At 42.7% G+C, this 18,551-nt stretch carries 24 protein-coding genes; 1 reads left to right on the plus strand and 23 read right to left on the minus strand.

All coding sequences use genetic code 11. The features are described 5' to 3' along the window. Positions 1-13 precede the first annotated feature (13 nt). From SD450_RS09585 to SD450_RS09690, 22 genes are all read right to left on the minus strand, one after another. Positions 14-1,075: a class I fructose-bisphosphate aldolase gene (locus tag SD450_RS09585; protein ID WP_166248868.1), complete on the minus strand. Its 1,062-nt coding sequence runs from the start codon at positions 1,073-1,075 to the stop codon at positions 14-16. Between the two features lie 99 nt (positions 1,076-1,174). After that, on the minus strand, positions 1,175-2,188 hold the full coding sequence (locus SD450_RS09590; protein ID WP_166248867.1) for a type II glyceraldehyde-3-phosphate dehydrogenase: 1,014 nt from the start codon (positions 2,186-2,188) through the stop codon (positions 1,175-1,177). 110 nt (positions 2,189-2,298) lie between these two features. Beyond that, positions 2,299-3,348: an FAD-dependent oxidoreductase gene (locus SD450_RS09595; RefSeq protein ID WP_166248866.1), complete on the minus strand. Its 1,050-nt coding sequence runs from the start codon at positions 3,346-3,348 to the stop codon at positions 2,299-2,301. Between the two features lie 36 nt (positions 3,349-3,384). Then, positions 3,385-3,630, minus strand: a complete 246-nt coding sequence (locus tag SD450_RS09600) for a heavy-metal-associated domain-containing protein (protein WP_163636414.1) — start codon at positions 3,628-3,630, stop codon at positions 3,385-3,387. 91 nt (positions 3,631-3,721) lie between these two features. Further along, positions 3,722-4,945 (minus strand): SAM-dependent methyltransferase, encoded by a 1,224-nt coding sequence (locus tag SD450_RS09605; RefSeq protein WP_205791666.1) that lies wholly within the window; start codon positions 4,943-4,945, stop codon positions 3,722-3,724. A 60-nt stretch (positions 4,946-5,005) separates the two neighbouring features. Next, a complete protein-coding gene (nhaA, locus tag SD450_RS09610; RefSeq protein ID WP_318344305.1) occupies positions 5,006-6,376 on the minus strand; it encodes a Na+/H+ antiporter NhaA in 1,371 nt (456 codons plus the stop codon). After that, entirely contained in the window at positions 6,369-7,769 is a 1,401-nt protein-coding gene (locus SD450_RS09615; RefSeq protein ID WP_404828238.1) for an NAD(P)/FAD-dependent oxidoreductase, read from the minus strand. Before SD450_RS09615 ends, nhaA begins: the two co-directional genes overlap by 8 nt. Positions 7,770-7,791: 22 nt before the next feature. Continuing rightward, on the minus strand, positions 7,792-8,268 hold the full coding sequence (locus SD450_RS09620) for a universal stress protein (protein ID WP_275615842.1): 477 nt from the start codon (positions 8,266-8,268) through the stop codon (positions 7,792-7,794). 54 nt (positions 8,269-8,322) lie between these two features. Continuing rightward, positions 8,323-9,027 carry a lycopene cyclase domain-containing protein gene (locus SD450_RS09625; protein ID WP_318344307.1) on the minus strand — a complete coding sequence of 235 codons (705 nt, stop codon included), beginning with the start codon at positions 9,025-9,027 and terminating at the stop codon, positions 8,323-8,325. A gap of 5 nt (positions 9,028-9,032) precedes the next feature. Beyond that, positions 9,033-9,833 carry an AlbA family DNA-binding domain-containing protein gene (locus SD450_RS09630; protein WP_166248859.1) on the minus strand — a complete coding sequence of 267 codons (801 nt, stop codon included), beginning with the start codon at positions 9,831-9,833 and terminating at the stop codon, positions 9,033-9,035. 17 nt (positions 9,834-9,850) lie between these two features. Continuing rightward, the gene (locus SD450_RS09635) at positions 9,851-11,083 is read right to left on the minus strand and encodes a hypothetical protein (protein ID WP_166248858.1); all 1,233 of its coding nucleotides are present in this window, start codon (positions 11,081-11,083) and stop codon (positions 9,851-9,853) included. Between the two features lie 25 nt (positions 11,084-11,108). Further along, complete coding sequence (locus tag SD450_RS09640; protein WP_318344308.1) at positions 11,109-12,380, minus strand: multicopper oxidase family protein; 1,272 nt, start codon at positions 12,378-12,380, stop codon at positions 11,109-11,111. 30 nt (positions 12,381-12,410) lie between these two features. Next, positions 12,411-12,686, minus strand: a complete 276-nt coding sequence (locus SD450_RS09645) for a DUF5676 family membrane protein (RefSeq protein WP_119648278.1) — start codon at positions 12,684-12,686, stop codon at positions 12,411-12,413. A gap of 73 nt (positions 12,687-12,759) precedes the next feature. Continuing rightward, complete coding sequence (locus SD450_RS09650; RefSeq protein WP_166248857.1) at positions 12,760-13,206, minus strand: hypothetical protein; 447 nt, start codon at positions 13,204-13,206, stop codon at positions 12,760-12,762. A 66-nt stretch (positions 13,207-13,272) separates the two neighbouring features. Further along, entirely contained in the window at positions 13,273-13,488 is a 216-nt protein-coding gene (locus tag SD450_RS09655; RefSeq protein ID WP_166248856.1) for an SHOCT domain-containing protein, read from the minus strand. 37 nt (positions 13,489-13,525) lie between these two features. Beyond that, a complete protein-coding gene (locus SD450_RS09660; RefSeq protein ID WP_119648281.1) occupies positions 13,526-13,735 on the minus strand; it encodes an SHOCT domain-containing protein in 210 nt (69 codons plus the stop codon). 27 nt (positions 13,736-13,762) lie between these two features. Continuing rightward, a complete protein-coding gene (locus SD450_RS09665; protein ID WP_166248855.1) occupies positions 13,763-13,978 on the minus strand; it encodes a heavy-metal-associated domain-containing protein in 216 nt (71 codons plus the stop codon). Positions 13,979-13,994: 16 nt separating this feature from the next. Next, entirely contained in the window at positions 13,995-14,282 is a 288-nt protein-coding gene (locus SD450_RS09670) for a hypothetical protein (RefSeq protein ID WP_318344309.1), read from the minus strand. A gap of 34 nt (positions 14,283-14,316) precedes the next feature. Beyond that, positions 14,317-14,820, minus strand: a complete 504-nt coding sequence (locus SD450_RS09675; RefSeq protein ID WP_309474613.1) for a hypothetical protein — start codon at positions 14,818-14,820, stop codon at positions 14,317-14,319. Between the two features lie 228 nt (positions 14,821-15,048). Continuing rightward, positions 15,049-15,588, minus strand: a complete 540-nt coding sequence (locus SD450_RS09680) for a helix-turn-helix domain-containing protein (RefSeq protein ID WP_166250478.1) — start codon at positions 15,586-15,588, stop codon at positions 15,049-15,051. Between the two features lie 101 nt (positions 15,589-15,689). Next, positions 15,690-16,271: a helix-turn-helix domain-containing protein gene (locus tag SD450_RS09685; protein WP_166248854.1), complete on the minus strand. Its 582-nt coding sequence runs from the start codon at positions 16,269-16,271 to the stop codon at positions 15,690-15,692. 179 nt (positions 16,272-16,450) lie between these two features. Continuing rightward, positions 16,451-16,870, minus strand: coding sequence for an HYC_CC_PP family protein (locus SD450_RS09690; protein WP_094997502.1), 420 nt, complete (start codon positions 16,868-16,870; stop codon positions 16,451-16,453). 421 nt (positions 16,871-17,291) lie between these two features. Here SD450_RS09690 and SD450_RS09695 point away from each other — a divergent pair, with 421 nt between their 5' ends. Continuing rightward, entirely contained in the window at positions 17,292-17,735 is a 444-nt protein-coding gene (locus tag SD450_RS09695) for a QcrA and Rieske domain-containing protein (RefSeq protein ID WP_094997503.1), read from the plus strand. Positions 17,736-17,746: 11 nt separating this feature from the next. Here SD450_RS09695 and SD450_RS09700 read toward each other — a convergent pair whose 3' ends face one another. Next, positions 17,747-18,550, minus strand: a complete 804-nt coding sequence (locus SD450_RS09700; protein WP_162987833.1) for a DUF6503 family protein — start codon at positions 18,548-18,550, stop codon at positions 17,747-17,749. Position 18,551: the final 1 nt, after the last annotated feature.

Genomic DNA, 18,551 nt, shown 5'->3' on the forward strand with positions numbered 1-18,551 from the left:
GCTTATATCCGTATTAAGCTATTGTGATTCTTTTCTCGAGGTAAACGCCCTGGACCGCATGTATCAATTCCACCCCGTCCTTTAAAGGTCTTTGAAAAGCCTTTCTTCCCAAAATAAGACCGGAGCCTCCGGCCCGTTTGTTTACGATAGCAGTCGTAATGGCCTCGGTCATATCGGACGCCCCTTTGGAACCCCCGCCAGAATTGATCAATCCAATTTTGCCCATAAAGCAATTGGCGACCTGTAAACGGCACAAATCGATGGGGTGTTCCGTTGTCAGGGTTTTGTACATGGCATCGTCATACTTCCCAAATTGAAGGTCTTTAAAGCCAAAATTTGTGGTGGGTAACTTTTGTTTGATGATGTCCGCCTGTATTGTTACTCCAAGGTGGTTCGCCTGCCCTGTTAGATCCGCGGCGGTGTGATAGTCCTGTTTATCCGTTTTAAAAGCGTCGTTACGGGTGTAGCACCACAAGATCGTGGCCATACCGAGGCTATGGGCCTCGGCAAAGGCTTCCGCAATCTCTTTCAACTGTCGATTACTTTCCTTAGATCCAAAATAGATGGTCGCCCCAATAGCAACCGCGCCCATATCCCAAGCGTCCTTGACTTTCCCAAAAAGGTTTTGGTCATAGGCATTGGGATAGGACAATAACTCATTGTGGTTGATCTTCACAATAAAGGGGATTTTATGGGCATATTTACGGGCATAGAGACCCAGCGCACCGAAGGTCGATGCCACCCCGTTACAACCCGCACCGATGGCCAGTTTTATAATGTTTTCCGGATCAAAATAATCGGGATTCTTGTAGAAGGAAAAAGCCGCACTATGCTCGACCCCTTGATCTACGGGAAGTATGCTTAAATACCCCGTATCCTTCAGATTGCCATGCCCGTACAATTGGGCAAGACTCCGAAGCGTTTGTGGATTTCGATTACTATTGGCAAAAACTTTAGAGACAAAATCAGCATCGGGCAGTTGTAGTTCATCCTTGGTAATTTTTTCGCTTACGTGGTCCAAATAGAAGGACGCTTTGTCCCCTAATTGTTCCACTATATTTTCGTATGTTTTCATGTGTTTATTTTTTTGTTTTTCAACGGCCATATGTAACATCCATATAATCATTTCGTTGTGTGACAAAATTTTTGGTCATAGATGTTTCATTGTCCTTTTTTATCCGATTCCTAAACTTTCATTGGTCTTTTCGATGGATTTGTGCGCATCGGTCTCAATACCAGTAAGGGCCCGAATGGCGTCAATGGTCTCAGGAATTACAATCGCTTGATTGTCTACTACATAGGCATAGAAGAGTTCATCGCCCACAACCTTTAGCATATCTTCCCAAAGGGCTACCTCATACATATCGCCCCAAGATCTTCCCATATCCATAAACATTTCCTTGATTGTATTGTTGGAAACCAATCCTTGATCATAATGGATTAGCTTAATGCGTGTAGAGGTTTTAAAGGCGTTGAGCACTTCTTCTTTAGATGCTTCTTTCTTTAGCTTCACGTTCCAATAATGCATATGGCTCAGGGTTTCGGGCACCTTTACCGCCGAGGTGATCACATCCAGATCAGGATCTACGCTTTGCGCATCGGGCCCTTGATGACTTGGGATGTCTTTTTCGGGCACCATGGTGTTCATTATACCTCCTAAATGGCTTTCCCATGGGTCGGTCGCCCTTCTTAATAATGTTCCCCGTGCATAATCCAATAAATCTGCCCTTTTTAAAGCGGTCAATGTTCTCAAGATTGATGTGGTATTACAGGAAACCACCCTTGTAGCATCAAGATTTACAGCGGATTTGTAATTGTTTTCCGCACTAAAGGAATGCCCTGTTGTCTCGTGTTTTTCGCCACCTTGAACAATGAACTTAATACCCTGTTTTTTATAGACCTCTACGTTTTTTGCAGCTATGTTCTTTGGAGTGCAATCGACCACGAGGTCCACTTTGTCCAAAAGGTCCTGCAAGCTGCCCTTTACCGAAATGCCGGAAGCCTTCATTTGTTTTTCGGCATCGGTGGTGGCCGCATAGATATCATATTCCTTTCGCACGGCGTTCTGTATGCGCCAATCGTTGATGACATCGCAAACCCCGATAAGGTCCATATCATCTTGTACGTTGATAGCATCGGCCACTCTTTTTCCGATGACGCCGTATCCTACTAATGCTACATTTTTCATTTTTTTCATTTTAATTAATAATTACACTTTTTTGTTTTACGCCTATTTAAAGCCATTATCCCAAAGAATCGCCTTTATCGCTTAATTTTGGCATAAGGGCCTGTTATACTTTATGCTATTGTTCTTATCACTTTTTTGCTAATGGATCTGGACCTTAAAAAATATTTGCCCGCCTCTACCAATAAAGGCCTGAATTTTCCGGCACCGATCAAGGTGTACAAGATTTTGTTGTGCCTATTTTGCAACTTGATCAATTCATCGATTTCTTTACTGTGATACCTATTGTCCAGGATCATTTTCCCTATTTCCCCACCGCTAACAAGGGCCTGGTAAATGCCTTCGCCCGTCAACCTTGAAGCAAACCCGCCGGCATCACCTGCCAGATATATATTCCCTTCAAACCGATACCCTTTAAAATCCCCGTTTATTGGGAATGCCTCATATTTTCCGTCGCTTACGTCGATATGGTGTGTTTTGAGCCAAGCGGAAAAATTTTTTGTCAACCGTTTGGATGAAATTACTTTTGGGTTGCCCATACAACCGACCGATACAGAATTGTTGTGCGGAAAAATCCAGGCGTACCAGGCCGAAAACGATTGGGAATCAAAATAAACTTCCAGATCCTGATATTTGGTTTCGTTAATAATATACTGCATGGCGATTTCCGCCTTCCCTGAAGGCAATTTTAGGTACCTTCGTACCAACGAACTGGCCCCATCTGCCCCGACCAAATGGGCATAGCCTATTTTCCGGCCGTTCAGGACCACATATTCCTTTGTGATCCTTGAGACGGCACAGGCTGTCCTTACCTCGATATTGTCAAATTTCCCCAGTTGTTTCAATTGCCATTGCCCCAGTTCCTTGCGGTCTATGGTATAGGTAAAGTCCTCGTCATCTTTCAGATAGAACAGTTTGTTTTTGTGGTTCAGGTGGATTTTGTTGAAATTATATTCTATCAATTCGTCGGGAAGGTTTAAACTTTCTATGCTTTTGCCCGTTAAACCGCCCGCACAGACTTTGGGACCGACCACGTCGTTTCTTTCGGCGACCAATACCCTCAATGGGGTACCGCCGAGCTGTTTGGCACAATTCAGGCCTGCGGGCCCCGCCCCAACGATGATCACATCATATTTTTCCATATCCATATCCACTTTATTCACTTATCTGAATTTCATATTGGATTTTGATCAGCCACATCAGGAACCGCCAGATTTTTTTGGTTCGTTATCCGTGACGTTCCCGGCAACCCTATAGTTTCCCACTTTTGCCAAAGCGGACTGCAATTGTGCATTGCTTATTTCATGGTCCGTTTGTATAACCGCCTGTGGCGGGACCAGACTTACCGTTGCCGTTTTTACACCTGCTACCTGCTTCAGGGCTTTTTCAACGGTTTGGGTGCACCCTCCGCAAGTCATTCCTTTAATTGCTACTTGTTGTTGCATAATCTTGACTTTTTAAATATTAATAATTCATTTTCTTGTTTTCATTTTGGTGTTCTTTATGTATTTGGATGTAAAGCCCAAATAACATCCACTATCGATTTCCAAATTTGTTACCGGGCATATCATATATATACTGCCGTGTTAAGGGCAATTGGTTATTGGCCCCTTTTGATAATAGTATTTGATGGAGATCTATCTTGGCATAATGGAATGCCGCGGCACAGGCGTTTAGGTAAAGGCGCCACATTCGTATAAACTTGGTGTCGAACATGGTCTCGATTTTATCCATGTTGCCCTCAAAGCGTTCTGCCCAATGCATCAGCGTTTTCATATAGTGTAGCCTTAAACTTTCTATATCAATGGTATGGAACCCCAGATCTGCGGCTAGGTACAGTTCTTCCCTCAACGACGGTATGTACCCGCCCGGAAAGATGTACTTTGCAATAAACGCATTAACTTCCGTTTCCAACACATTGGTAATATTGTGCAGTAAAAACAGGCCGGTTTCTTTCAATACGGCGTTCACGTTTTTAAAATAGAGGGGCAGATTGGCCTTCCCTACATGTTCGGCCATACCCACACTGACCACATGGTCGAACTTGAGGCCGATTTTTTCTAGGCCCCTATAGTCCATTAATTTTACGGCCACCAGGACCTGCAGGCCTTCGTCCTTGATCCGTTCTTGGGCTTTTTTTAGCTGCTCTTTGCTTAGCGTAATGCCCAGCACCCTTACTCTGTATTTCTTTGCAGCTTCGATGGCCAGGAATCCCCAACCACAGCCAATGTCCAATAAGGTTTGCCCTTCCCTAAGGTTGAGCTTTTTCAGTATATGGTGTATCTTGTTCATTTGCGCATCGTAGAGGCTGTCCGATCCCGTTTTAAAATAGGCACAGGAATAGCTCATGGTCGGGTCCAGCCATAGTGCATAAAAATCGTTGCCTATATCATAATGATGGGCAATGTCGCGTTCCGATGTCCTTTTTCCAACAGGGCTGCATTTCCCCAACATACCCAACAATTTGCTTTCGTTCAAGAAGCTCTTATTACGGCGCATGATGCTTTCCACGATTTCCTGTAGATTGCCTACCAGCTCGATATCACCGGTCATATAGGCTTCGCCCAAGGCGGTGCTGGGGTCGGCAAACAATTCTTTCTTGCCGGGAAAGTTATGGATGATGATTTTGAATTTGAATTCCCCTTCCCCGATCTCATGGGTTTCCCCATCCCAGAACACAAGCGTGAATGTTTGGTCGCTTATGTTTTTCAAAAAGGTTTTTATAAGTACCTTGTCTATTGTTTTTGTCAGTGTCGTCATATTTTTTGCCTATTTACTCGATAATCGAGATTTAAATGCTCCGAGGCTTGCCTCGATATGTTAAGTCGTTTCCTTACGAATGCCTCGTGGGCTTGCCCCGAGGTTGTTTACTTTTAGTAACTTTTTACCGCTTCTGTGTAATAATAGAGTACCCATTACCCCCGCTATCATAGAAGCGAATAGGATGCTTACCTTGGCCGTAAATATTAGGGACTCGTCCGTGAAAGCCAATTCATTTATAAACAATGACATTGTAAAGCCTATTCCTCCAAGAAAGGCCACACCATAAATCATGTTCCAATTCACGTTTTCCGGTAGTTTGGCCAGTTTAAATGCGACCAGCAGTCGTGAAAAAGCGGTAATACCGATAAATTTTCCAAAAATCAGACCTAGACCAATCCCCAAACTAACGGGACTGGATAGTACTTTCAACAAATCTCCATGAAGATGTATTCCAGCATTTGCCAAAGCGAACAAGGGAAGAATTACAAAGCCCACTATTGGGTTTAAAGTCCTTTCCAATTTTTGAAGTGGAGTTTCAGCCTCGGAACTTGCAGTCTTTATATCCTCCAATATCTCCAATTGCGTTTTTGAGATAAGCGTGCCCTTTATCGACTTGGTTTCTTGAAATCTCTTATGCAAACGGTCTAAACGCTCTAAAAAGGTATTCTCCTTAATTTTTACCCTACCAGGAATAGCAAATGCCGTCAGAATCCCGGCAATGGTTGGATGTACCCCTGAAAAAAAGAAGGCCAGCCAAACACCACCGATACCAATGATGGCATAGAACCAAGTGCTTCTCACTCCAGCATAATTGCCTATAATCAAAGCTCCGAAGAACAATAGCCCATGCAGTAAATCCATCTCGGATATACCGGAAGTATAAAATAGGGCAATGACCAAGACGCCTCCCAAATCATCCACTATCGCCAACGTAATAAGAAAAACCCTTAAAGAGGCTGGCAGTCTTTTGCCGACAAGGGCCAGGACCCCTAGAGAAAAGGCAATATCCGTGGCCATGGGAATGCCCCAACCATTAGAAGCTTCGCCCGAGCTATTGAACATAAAATAAACAAGGGCAGGAAGTACCATGCCACCTATAGCTGCACCAATAGGTAGCACCGCATTCTTTGGGGATGAAAGTTTACCACCGATTATTTCACGTTTCAGCTCCAGACCTACTTGTAGAAAGAAGAGGGCCATCAAACCATCGTTGATCCATAACAGCAGTGGCTCCGATAGCTGAAGACTGCCAACGGTAAAGGCAATATCAGTTTGCATTAAGTCGATATAATATTCCTTCCACGGCGAATTGGCCCAGACCATTGCGACGACGACCGTGATAAAGAGAACAACACCACTGTTATTGAGTTCTTTGGCCGTGCTGCCGAAGAATTTAATAATGCCGTTATTTGTAAGGTGTTTAGACATCAATACTGGATTTTTTTGTGTTTACATCCTTTTCCAAATGATTTTCGGAATTATCCTTTGTTTGAGTTTTCGCAGTAGTATTAAGTTTGAAATTCCTAATAATTACCCTATTGCTCTTTTCATAGGAAAAATAGCTTACGGCCCAATTGAAGCCGACCAATAACTTGTTTCGAAACCCACTAATGGATAACAGGTGTACGACCGACCACAGCAACCAGGCAAAATAGCCGGCAAACTTTAGTTTACCTAGATCTGCAACAGCCTTGCGCTTACCAACGGTAGCCAAAGAACCCTTGTCCTTATAGCTAAATAACCCTATTGGTTTATCATTGATGATCCCCATCAATGTGCAGGCAAGGTATTTTCCCTGTTGGATGGCCGCCTGTGCTACCTGTGGGTGGCCTTTTGGGGTCTCTTCGGAAATCAGGGCGGCAATATCCCCGATGGCATAAATGTTTTCTTGACCGTCTACTTTCAAATAAGCATCGGTTTTTAAGCGATTTCCCTTCACTACATGCCTCTCATCGATACCCTTTGGGAAGTCCCCTTTTACACCTGCCGTCCAAATTAAGTTCTTGGCCAAAATCGTCTTCCCACTTTTGGTTTGTACGATCCTACCATCATAATTGCTAACGGACTCTTTCAGCAATACTTTCACGTTTAGATTTTCCAAATAGGTCAGGGTTTTTGAAGAAGCTTTGTCGGACATGGCCGAGAGCACTTCGTCCATAGCTTCCACCAAATAAATGTTCATTATGGAAGAAGGGTACTCTGGATAATCCTTTGGTAGAATGTATTTACAAAACTCCGCCAAGGCACCTGCCATTTCTACCCCTGCAGGGCCACCGCCCACAATCACAAAATTGGTAAGGGCATCGCGTTCCTCATCATCGCATGTAATCGCGGCCTGCTCCAAGTTTTGCAACATCATGTGGCGGATGTTCAGGGAATCCCGGATATCCTTCATGCCCAAACTATTTATTTCCACTTCTTCCATACCGAAGAAGTTGGTCTTTGTTCCCGTAGCCAAGACCAGATAATCGTAGGTAAGTTTTCCTTTGTCCGTTATGACAGTATTGGTAGAGGCTTGAATTTCCTTTACCTCGGCCAGCCTGAAGCTTACATTCTTATACCCCTTAATTTGTTTTCTAAAAGGGAACACAATACTATCGGGTTCGAGGCCGCTAGTGGCTACCTGATAAAATAAGGGTTGGAATTGATGAAAGTTGTTGCGGTCTATCAGTACAACCTGAATATCTTTGTTTTTCAGCCCTTCCACCAATGCTAGACCCGCAAAGCCCCCTCCAACTATAACTACCCGTGGCAACCTAGAATTTGGCAAGCAGATAGCTTCCGTCACTTTACATGTATTGTTGTTGATACGGTCTAACATTTGGTTATTGCTCATTAACTTTTTACTGATTATTTTTCTCTTTCGAGTCGCGTTTCCGTACTATCATGACGGAACAGTCGGCATGCGTTGCCAAGGACTGGGAAACCGAGCCAAGCAGAAATCTGGAAAATGCACCATGACCCTGCGACCCGACTACGATTAAATCGGCATCAAAGGCTTCCGCCTTTTCCAAAATTGCACTTTTGGGAAGGCCATTGACCACCGCTGTTGTTATAGACAATGCGCTATTATTGTCACTTAATGATTTTGAAGCTTCATTAACAAGATCTTCTGCTGATTTTTTCGCATTGGATACCGTTTCTTCATAATAATTGCCAAGTGTGCCGCCCAATGGAAGGGCACCAGGAGCGGCCAACATGGGATTTTCGAACACATTCAAAATACATACTTCGGTACCCGCAGGCAACGGCAGCGCTGCAAGTTCATCTATGGCGACTTTACTAAAGTCAGAACCATCTATTGCTAATACTATTTTCATCTTTTTAAATTTATTTGTTCATGATTAATTATGCTTAATTCCCATATTGCCAAATCAACTTACGACCAAGGGTTTCATCAATTTTTTCCAATACAAATGCTCGTATAGCCCCGACCAGTACATTCCGAAAGTGAAAGCGAACAACAGTTCCTCAACGGGGATACCAATAACCAATATATGGGTCAGGTTCTCCAGATTCCAGTAGAGTTCCACATAATCGGGATAGAACGGAAGGATGCTACCGAAATAAATAAAGTAGAGCACCGTGAACAATAGACCTCCGATCCAAATCTTTTCTATTAAATCTGGCCTGCAATACAGCGTTGCCAAACCGCCCATGAACATGGCTAGAATCCCACAATAAATATGGTTCAATTCGGTAAAAAGACTCAAGGCCCCGAAAACCAAAACTGGAACAAAGAGAATATATACATGCAGGGAGTGTCTTCTATGACTTCTTTCGGTGTGCGGGAATTCAACGTAGCCACGTTTAAAAATAAGATTATACAATACCGTACCAATACCCCCAATAGCGAATGAAAAGATGAGACTTTCAATATCGAAGCCTGTCTTTATCGCCAAATCAAAAAGGGACGGCGGATGCCAATATTCAGGAACGAACAAAGGTTCTGTAAGCCCGAAGGGCATCGTTATCCAACTCATTTTGAGCATTTCCTTCCTAGAATCCTTTTTCAGGAGGTAAACCAGGCCCCAAAGGGCAAGGAGGATAAGCGACCATATAAACCAAACGTATTGCATAATTTTTACGTTTTTTGGGTTTTTAAATAATCCACGGTTTCTTTTACGGTCAAGGGATATGTAGCATTACCGGTGCGCACGTAAAAGGTCGTGTCCGCACCATCGTTAACGTAAACAGGGTCTTTGGATGGTTCAATGTCTATGACACATATTTCCTTTTCATTGACGACATAAAAGGAAATATGATTGCTGAAACAGGCTTCGTGCCCCAGCTGGGTGGATATAATCCGGTATACCTCCCGCTGGTAGCCATCCCTGTTTTTATGCTTGAGTGTCTTAAAATCTTTTTCCAGGCCCAAAACGCTTCCATCGTCATCAACACCAATAATTAATTTGCCCCCTTCTGCATTCATAAAACCTACAATGGTCTTGGCAATGGCCAGTTCCAGTTCGCGGTTGGTGGTTTTCCTAAAATAATCATAGCGGATGGATGACTTAAATTCTACCCGTTCATTCTCGCCGGCATTTATAAGGGCTGCAATATCCTGTTGCAGAAGGCGCTGTTGTGTACCAATAAGTTCATTTTTCTTTTTAAGGCTTATCCAAAACAAACCCGAAATTGTTCCCAGGAGTACCCCTAATAAAGCTAGTAATCCACCCATACCCCGCATATCTAAGGTAAATGATTCCAAAAAGCGTTCTTGCAACACTTCTCGAAATAATGAAAATGAAATGGTCGTATTGCTAAATTCAAACCAATAGAGCACCATGGTAAAAGGATGGACAAGGAAATAGAAAATACCTGTTCCCACGAGTGCATGAATGAATATGGTCCCTATTTTTGATGTAGTCCTTTTAACTTTCATTGGTCGTTTTCCTTAAACTATTTTATATAACCGTGTTCCAGGTTCAGCAACGAATTCCTGCCATCGAACTGGCTGTTGAACAATTTGTTGAAGGTATAGGCCAGGCCTATCTGCACCCGGTGCTGGCTCTCGCCCAGCAAGGGCTGTAGCGCACCATTGTTCTTGTTGTAGCGGTACTGGAATATAAGGTCGAAATTATTTCCCACACGGTACAGGAAATTGCCGATGGCCATATATTGGTTGGTGTTGCCATCTGTATTGGAAAAATCCTTGTACCCGAACCCGGCGGCTATCTGGAAATTGGGCCGTTCCAGCTTGCGGTTCAGGTAGCGGAGCATCCCAAAGGCCGCCGTACTGCGGGAGCGCGTGTAACTGGTATAATCTGTGATGTTTTCAATAGTTGAGAGCCCGTCGTTGTAGATGCCCTGTACCTTGAAATCGACGAAATGTACGGGATCGGGCAATATACTGAAGGTGGCGTTCCCTATAAAACTGGTCAAGGTTTCGTTGCTGTCCGCATTGGGCGCCAAATCGGATCTGTCCAATAAAAAGTTGTTCCAGCTAAAGCCTATTTCCCTTAAGATTTTGCGGTTCCACAACTGGCTTTCCGGTTGGCGATATATAATGCTGCCCCCAAGGCCATTGATGGAATAATCGTTGGGTTCCTCAAAATCCTGATAATTTTCGGCGTGCAGGGTTACATAGAGGCGCTGCCCAAAGATGCGGGTGTATTCCAGTACGTTCGCATATTGGTTGTCCTCGGTATTGAGGCCGTTGGAGAAGGGGTTGAGCACATAGGTATATTGCAGCGCATCGTCATCGCGTATGGTATTGAACTCGCCCAAAATGGTCTGTGAGGTGGTACGCCCGATCCTTATGATGTTGTTCTTGTTTTCCACAAGTGCCATCACCTGGTTGTAAAAAACCTGCCCCAGGCCGCTATTGGCGTCTGGGAAAGAGAAGCCCAATACCATTTGGCCCCGCCAACCTTTGTACAGTTTTTGGCGGGCGCCAATGAGGAAATAGGAATCCGAAAAATCGGAAAGGACCTGGTCGCCTTCGTTGAGTACGGGTATGGCCAGTGAGGCATTGCCCTGATTGCTGTAAAAATTGCCCGTAGAAACGGTCTTGATGCCCAGTTCTATTTCGGGCAGCATATCTTCCCTGTTCAATTGCTCCGATCCCGGTAATTGTGCAAAACCCGGCAATGCGAAAAGTGCAAAAAATAGGATTACATATATTTTATTCATGATGATTTTTTTGGTTTATTAATAATTATTCGTCCAGGGCGATCTTGGGAAGCTTATCGTCCCCGAACAGCATCTTGTCCATATTCATTGGTTTGCCCATATCCATATCCATTCCTTCCATTCCCATGCCCTTGTTGAACATGGTGTTGCCACTGTGTTTGGTAATGATGAGTTCATCTTCGGGTAAGTCTTCGTATACCAATGCCAACAAATTTCCTCCAGGGTATAAGCCATTATTGGTCACTTTTCGCGTATCGTGGTCATGAAAGGTCCAGATACCCCTATTGTCCCCCTCAATAATGATATCGAAAGTTTTGCCGGGCGTCAACGGCACTGTGTTTCGTTTCCAAGGATGAGATAAAGGAATTCCGTCATCGGCCACCATCCAGAAGTCATGCCCGTGCAGGTGAAGGTTATGTATCTCTGCACCAGCATTGATAAGGCGTACCCGTATCTTTTCGCCCGATTTTATAAAAAGGTACGGGGTCTCGGGATACGACTTGCCGTTTACGGTGAACCAGTCTGCCTGTGGCAGGCTTGCCGGGGCCCTGCGGCTCAATGCATAGGGCGGCTCCCATCCGTTCTTGATGGATTCGGCAAACTGGTCGTGGTTATTGAACACGGCCCAGCGCTCCGGATCGAAGCGGCCTTCCTTCATAAGATAGTTACGTTCCTTCATACGGTCCAGCATCCGGTTCATCTCATTGCGGATGTAGTTGACGTCGTGCGCACCATATACCAAGGTATATTCCCGTTCGTACGGAAACTGTTTTTTAATAGGATCGTCTGGATCCTCTACGATTATGCTCCCGAACATCCCAGCCTGCATGTGCATGACCGTGCCCCAATGGCAGTGGTAAAAATGGGTGCCCACGGGTTTTGCCTCAAATTCGTAAATAAATTCGTTCTCCGGCATTACCGGCAGCTGGCTCACGTAGGGGACTCCGTCCATACGCCAGGGCACATAGATACCGTGCCAGTGTATGGTGTGGTTGATGCCGGTTTTGTTTTTGAATTTCACCCGTACTTTATCGCCATAGTCGACCCGTATCTCAGGGCCGGGAATCATATCGTTAAAGGCCAAGGTGTGGTATTGAAACCCCGGGGCGGGTTCGTGTACCTTGATATCGATGTAAAGTTCAAATTCTTTCCATTCGCCATTTTTTTTAAAGGGTAGGGGTTGTGTTAAGCGTTGTTTGTTGGCCTCCTTGGCACTTTCGGCCAAGAGATTGCCGGGAAAAAACAGCATGCCCGCCGTAGATACGGCACCCGTTGCCAAAAAATTTCTTCTGTCCATAATTTTAGAGTCTTTAATAATTTTAAGGTTTTATTTGGCTTTAAGTTGTGCATTATAAAAAGCGGCGATCAGGGCACCCGTGAGCCAGGCAATGATAAAGGTCTGGACAATGCCAATAAGTGCCTCCCAAATTGGCACGTCTACCCGTATTATACTGGTGGTGTCCAAGCCGTGCAACAGGCTGTTGAAAAAGGTTATGCTTCCTTCTTGTCCTGCTGTGGCCAAAACGATCATGCAGCCAGCGTAGAGGATTGCAGCGGTCAGCCCCATGGCAAAACCGAATTTTTTTACATTGATACGATTCATGATTCTTGTTTTAATGTTTTTAGTTGCTGTTCATTTTTAAATGCAATACTTTGCGTTAAAACCAAAGTCGGGGTCAATGGTTGCGCTCAAGGCTCTTTTTGTATTCCATTTTATTGTGCATAGCTTTTTCCAATTCCTCATGCTCCAAAGTGTGGTCACAAAAGGTGTCGCTCAAAAGGCTGTCATTGGCAATGACCGGCATAAAATGGTGGGTGGTCAGTAGCATAAGGTCAGGATATCTAGTGATCATATCGCTCAATTTGTTCGCAAGTATGGTATCCTTAGCCGCCTCTTTTACGAGTTCGTCCACCATCATTCCCATGGCATGGTCGTTATCCATCATCTTGGCAATGTATTTTTTGCCCAGATCGTGGTCTTCGACCATCAAGGTCAAAACCTCCTCTTGTTGTGACGGGTCCTTAAGCATATCCTTTACAGCACTTTCCTGTTTTTGTGCACAGGCCGATAATGTGAAAACGGCCAAAACAATTCCTACTGTTTTTTTGATTTTTGTTTTCATTTTGATTCATTTTAAGTGTTACTAATTGTAGCTACTTCCTAGTGTCAAGTCAAAACTGAAATGACACTATTTGGATTTTAGAATCCTTTTTGTTTCCTCAAATTCCTCTTTTGTAATTTCCCCATTGGCAAATCTTTTTTTGAGAATTGCGAGAGGGTCTTCCTTCTTTGATTTTCGGTAAGGGATGTCGTATGGCACAAAGAATATCCATATTAAAAGAATGAACCATATGATCCACCATACGAAGTGCATACCGCCCCAGTGTCCGTCGAAAAAATGCATAGTTTTAGGTTTAAAGGTTAATAGTTGTTTGTCTTTCCTATTTTAAAAGTTTCTTTGATCGCTCATATTCCTCCTTGGAAATCTCGCCCTTGGCAAACCGGATTTTGAGCATTGTGGCCGGATCGTCTTCTATGGTTTCTGTGTAAGTTGTACTGGAAGGTGCAAAAAATATCCAGCCTAAGGCCACGATCCAAATGGCCCACCAGATAAGGTGCATGCCCCAAAAAAATCCATCTTTGTAAAACATGTTCTAAATTTTAAGGTTCGTATTATTTTAAATGATCTCTGTAATGGTATAGCCGTCAAGTTTATTGAGTTGCCCTTGCAGTTCTTCGACCGTAAGCTTCTTGTTCATGCTGATGATCGTCTTTCCTTTCGGGCTTAAAAAGATTTCGGCCTTCTCTATGGCCGGGTGCGCTTCCAAGGTTTTTCTTACCCTTGTGACACAGCCGCCACAGCTTATTCCGTTTATTTGATATTTATGTTTCATTTGTTTCTATTTATTTCTAATGGTGCCGATGCCCTTTGTGTTCTTCTTCTTCAGTACCTGCTATCGATTCTGCCTTACGGTGTTCATGATCGGCACCTCCATGGCCGGCGTGGCCTTGACTGCCGCTCTTATGCCCGCCATGCCTGCCATGACCCCCGTGCGGTATTAAAAGATGTACTGCAAACATTAGAAGGATAAAGGCAAAAATTCCATTGTAGCCTGTGATACCCAGTGCCGGGGCGAAAAAAATTAACAGTAACGGAATACCGCAACCGATGACCATCCATATCCAATGTCCTTTCATGATTTCTATTTATTAGTGTTAAATGTTATATTCTTTAATGATGATCGCCATGGCTTTGGCTTTTGCTCAATTCGAGTTCGCCTTGTTCCCTGGCTTCTAATTCACTTTCTTCTATCATTTTTTTGCACGACTCCATACAATCTTCACTCATCATTCCGTTTTCGTGCATCATTTGCATCATTGAATTCATTGTTTCCGGACTTTTCATCATTCTGTCCATCATTGCGTGCATCACAGGTTGATCGCCCATCATGTTTTTCATTATCATGCTGTCTTTCATCATCATCTGCATTCCGCCACCCTGCATCATATGGCCCATCATCTTTTGGTTGCCCTGCATCATCTGCATGGCATGGTCGTTGGTTTGCATATTGTCCATGAATTGGGTCATATAGCTGTGATTACTGGCAATTGCATCAAAGAGTTCCGTTCTCGTTTGTGAATTTTCAAGCATTGCATTAGGATCTGTTTTCTGTTCGCAACTGGATAGACTTATTAAGCCCATTGCCAATAAAATAATTGTTATCGTTCTCATCATATTTGATTTTTAATTGCTACTTATTTTCGTCAATTCTATTTTTCCATTCCCTAAACTTAAAGTTGAGGGAATTTTGCTATTATTGTGTTACATAAGAAAGAGGAAGAGTTATATTTTTCCCACATTCTTTGTATTAATGTTCGTGCCTAAAAAGAGCCTCAAACCTAGCTGACGGCGAGGTAGGGTTTGAACCAAAAAGGCTTTTATTCGAACAATTTTTACCATGGACTACAAATTCTCTAGATATTTAATTCGTTTCTTTTTCCGTTTTTTATAATAAGATGGGGCGAACCCCGTAACGTTTTTAAACTGGTTCGACAAATGTGAGACGCTACTGTAGGACAGCTTATAGGATATTTCCGTTAGATTCAATTCATCATACAGCAACAGTTGTTTGACCCGCTCAATTTTGTTTAAAATAATGTACTGCTGAATGGTGATTCCCTTTACTTCGGAAAATGTATTTGCCAAATAGGTATAGTCATAACCCAGTTTTTCGCTGATGTAATCCGAGTTGTTTACCTTGGGCAATTCATCGGAATAATGGACCATTTCAATAATTAAGGCCTTAATCTTTTCAACCATGATCCTCCGCTTATCTTCAAGCAGTTCCAGACCGCAGGCCTTCAGGTTTTTACGTAGCTGATCTCTTTGGAAATCAGTGATATTCCCAAGGATTTCGATGGATCCAAGGTCTACGTTGACATAACGCAGGCCCAGCTTTCGCAGTTCTTGCTCTACCACCATCTTACAGCGCAAACTCACCATATGTTTGATGTATATAAACATTTTGTTTTCATATTAAATTAGTGTCGTTGATAAAAGTAGCTGTTACCATAAGCCTTTGTCTGCATAATTTTCGTTCTTCCTTATATAATTTCGTCAAGGAAGCTCCGTTTCCAGATTTGGCTGTTCTTATAATCCGTCATGCTTACTCCGGTAACGTTCTTGAACTGACTGGACAAATGGTTCACGCTACTGTAATCGAGTAGATAGGCTATGTCTGAGAACGCATGCTGTTGCAACTGTATGAGCTCTTTGACCCTTTCGACCTTCAGTTTTATAAAGTACTTTTCAATCGTGACGTTCTCTTTTTTGGAGAAAACCTTGCTCAACATCTTATAATCCCGATGTAGTTCCGCTGCCAAATGTTCTGAAGTCTTTTCCTTAATATGTAAAGGAAGGTCTGTTACAAGTTCGATTAAGGTGATCTTGATATTCTCAACGATCATTTCCTCCTCGTTCTTGGCGATTTCAAATCCGTTGGAATGAAGCACCTCCGCTATTTTCAAATCGATTTTTTTATCAATTTCAGTAGTGATACGGACTGATAGTTTGCCCAGTTCAAGGGAAAGCACTTCTACACCGATTTCTTCAAGGTCCTGCTTTATGACCTTAAGGCACCGACTGCAGACCATATTCTTGATCCAGTATTCTCTCTGAGAATCCATACTTTAGGGTTTATTAAATGTTCTAATTGCTTGTGTCCATAAGGACTCATTATTATTTGGTATTTTGACCAATTGGAGCGAGTGTCGTTGGAATAAAGGGTACGACATTAGAGGGCAGAACGCGATGTCGGCCAACAAGAAGTACAGATTATTGGATCAATAATCTGTTTGAAAAAAAATCAAATAAGGAAAGTTTCATGAAGCACAAGAGTGTCCTTCTCTATCCATGGCGGATCATAATTTACAAAGGGAACGATGTTTTTATCTAGCCCTTCAAATCGATTTATATAGGTGTAAAAAAAGCTATGTAAGAAAACATAGTTTTCGATGCTGAATTCCGCGGTAACCTTTTTAACGTTGTCATCACCGGCCTTGCTAAATGTTTCATTCCTGCAACAATCCTCGGCTCCTACAGAACACTCCTTGGAAGGACTTTCGCTTTTTTGAACTTTATCATCACAAGATTTTGCCTTACCAAATACGGCAATATCCACTAATTTGTTACAACAGAAATGCATATCAGCGCTAAAGGATGTGGTCGCAAAAAGTATTGCGAACGTCAAACCGATGGATACTATTTTACGTAAAAAGCGCTTCATACTCTAAAATTAGCAAAAAACCGTTTGGGTTTTAAAATTACCTGTCAATTTAAAAAATATATAATAATCTCATTTTTATATAGTTACACTCAATTTAAATGACATTATTTTTCAAAAGTAACGTAAGTGATCAAACACAAACATGACGATCGTCATGTTTGTAAAAAAAGTTGAATGTAGCAACTCGAATAAAAGCTATTCTTGTTCTTTACTAAACACAATCAGCATAGTACTAAAAAAAATTGTTGACGCTTGCGGGTATAGGACAGTATAAATCGGATGCGTTCAAACACTCAATTAGACCCCCTTGTAGAGAAATTATTGATTTTACTATCTTCTATAATATGCGCTGAAGACTACATATTTGTTCTTTGCATACGATTTTTTAGCAAAAGACGTTTATTTTTAAAAAGTCTTTGTTATGGAAAGAAAACAATTTTTACGAAGTTTGGGTGCCGGTGCCGCGTTTGCCATTGTTTTTCCGTGTGTTCAAGGCTGTTCCAAAGATGGTAACGGAGACGTTTCCCCAGAGGATATGAGACCGATACCTACCGGAATCGATTTTACGATAGACCTTAGCTCCAACGAGGGTAATGGCTTACAGAACAACGGCGATTATATTTTGAAGGACTATGTGGTCGTAGTTAAAAATTTAGAAGGTAATTTTGTGGCGGCCAGTCAGATATGCAGCCATCAACAGACCGAGGAAGTTAGGTTTGTGGAGAACGACGGCGGTATTTACTATTGTTCTACCCATGGCGCACGCTTTGACCAAACCGGAAAGCCCTTGAACAGTATTACGAGCAACCCTTTAAAAATATTCCAGACTGAACTTACGGGAAACCTACTTCGGGTCTTTGAATGAATTAGACTGAGCTAAGGTTTGGGTATCGTTTTGATTTTCACATTTTTCAATTGAATGAGTGAGAGTTCTTCCAGTTGGTCATTTTCAAAAGCCTTCTCGATTTCATCAAAATCAATGCCGTCTTTTATTTTAGGTTGTAGGTTACGGTAATCCTGTATTACGACCCCATTAACGTTGCGCTGGTTGTAAGCTTCCCGAAACCGCATTCCCCCTTTGCCGGTAAAGTATTTATAGGCGAGGTAGTCCATACTATAATCCTTGACATCGAACCAATAGAGGAACACATCCTCAAAATCATCGCCACCGCCCTCTTGCTTAAAAGTAATACGGATTTTATAGTACTCCTTACCTTTTATCAAGTTTCTACCTTGGTCTTCTACAATGACCGCGGGGTCTTTGAGCCATAATGGAAGAAATGCAAAGTACATCACTGAATTTACCGAATTGGTATAGGCTTTCTCTCTTTTTTCGGTAAGGCTTATCAAGGTATCGGCCACATAGCGGACCAGCCCCTTATTGGTATAGACATCCCGTATTTCCGTGCCATCGCCTTTCTTGCCGATTCTTGTGTATTCAAATCGCCCTTGGTTTCTTTTGTATGTATACTGGTAATCCCTAAAATCAAATGAAGCCTTTGCATTTTTCAATTTTTCGGTTCCCGAAACCGCTATGGCCTTATCGATGATATCTTGTTGCGCAAAGGAAAGACTAAAAGATAGTATGGATATGATTATTGGAATCGAAAAAAAGAATGGTTTGTTGCTTACTTGTTTCATATAGTCCTTGATCGGTCCAGTTGTTTTTTGGTAATTCATT

It is taken from the genome of Flagellimonas baculiformis, from assembly GCF_033441575.1.
Classification (GTDB): Bacteria; Bacteroidota; Bacteroidia; order Flavobacteriales; family Flavobacteriaceae; genus Flagellimonas; species Flagellimonas baculiformis.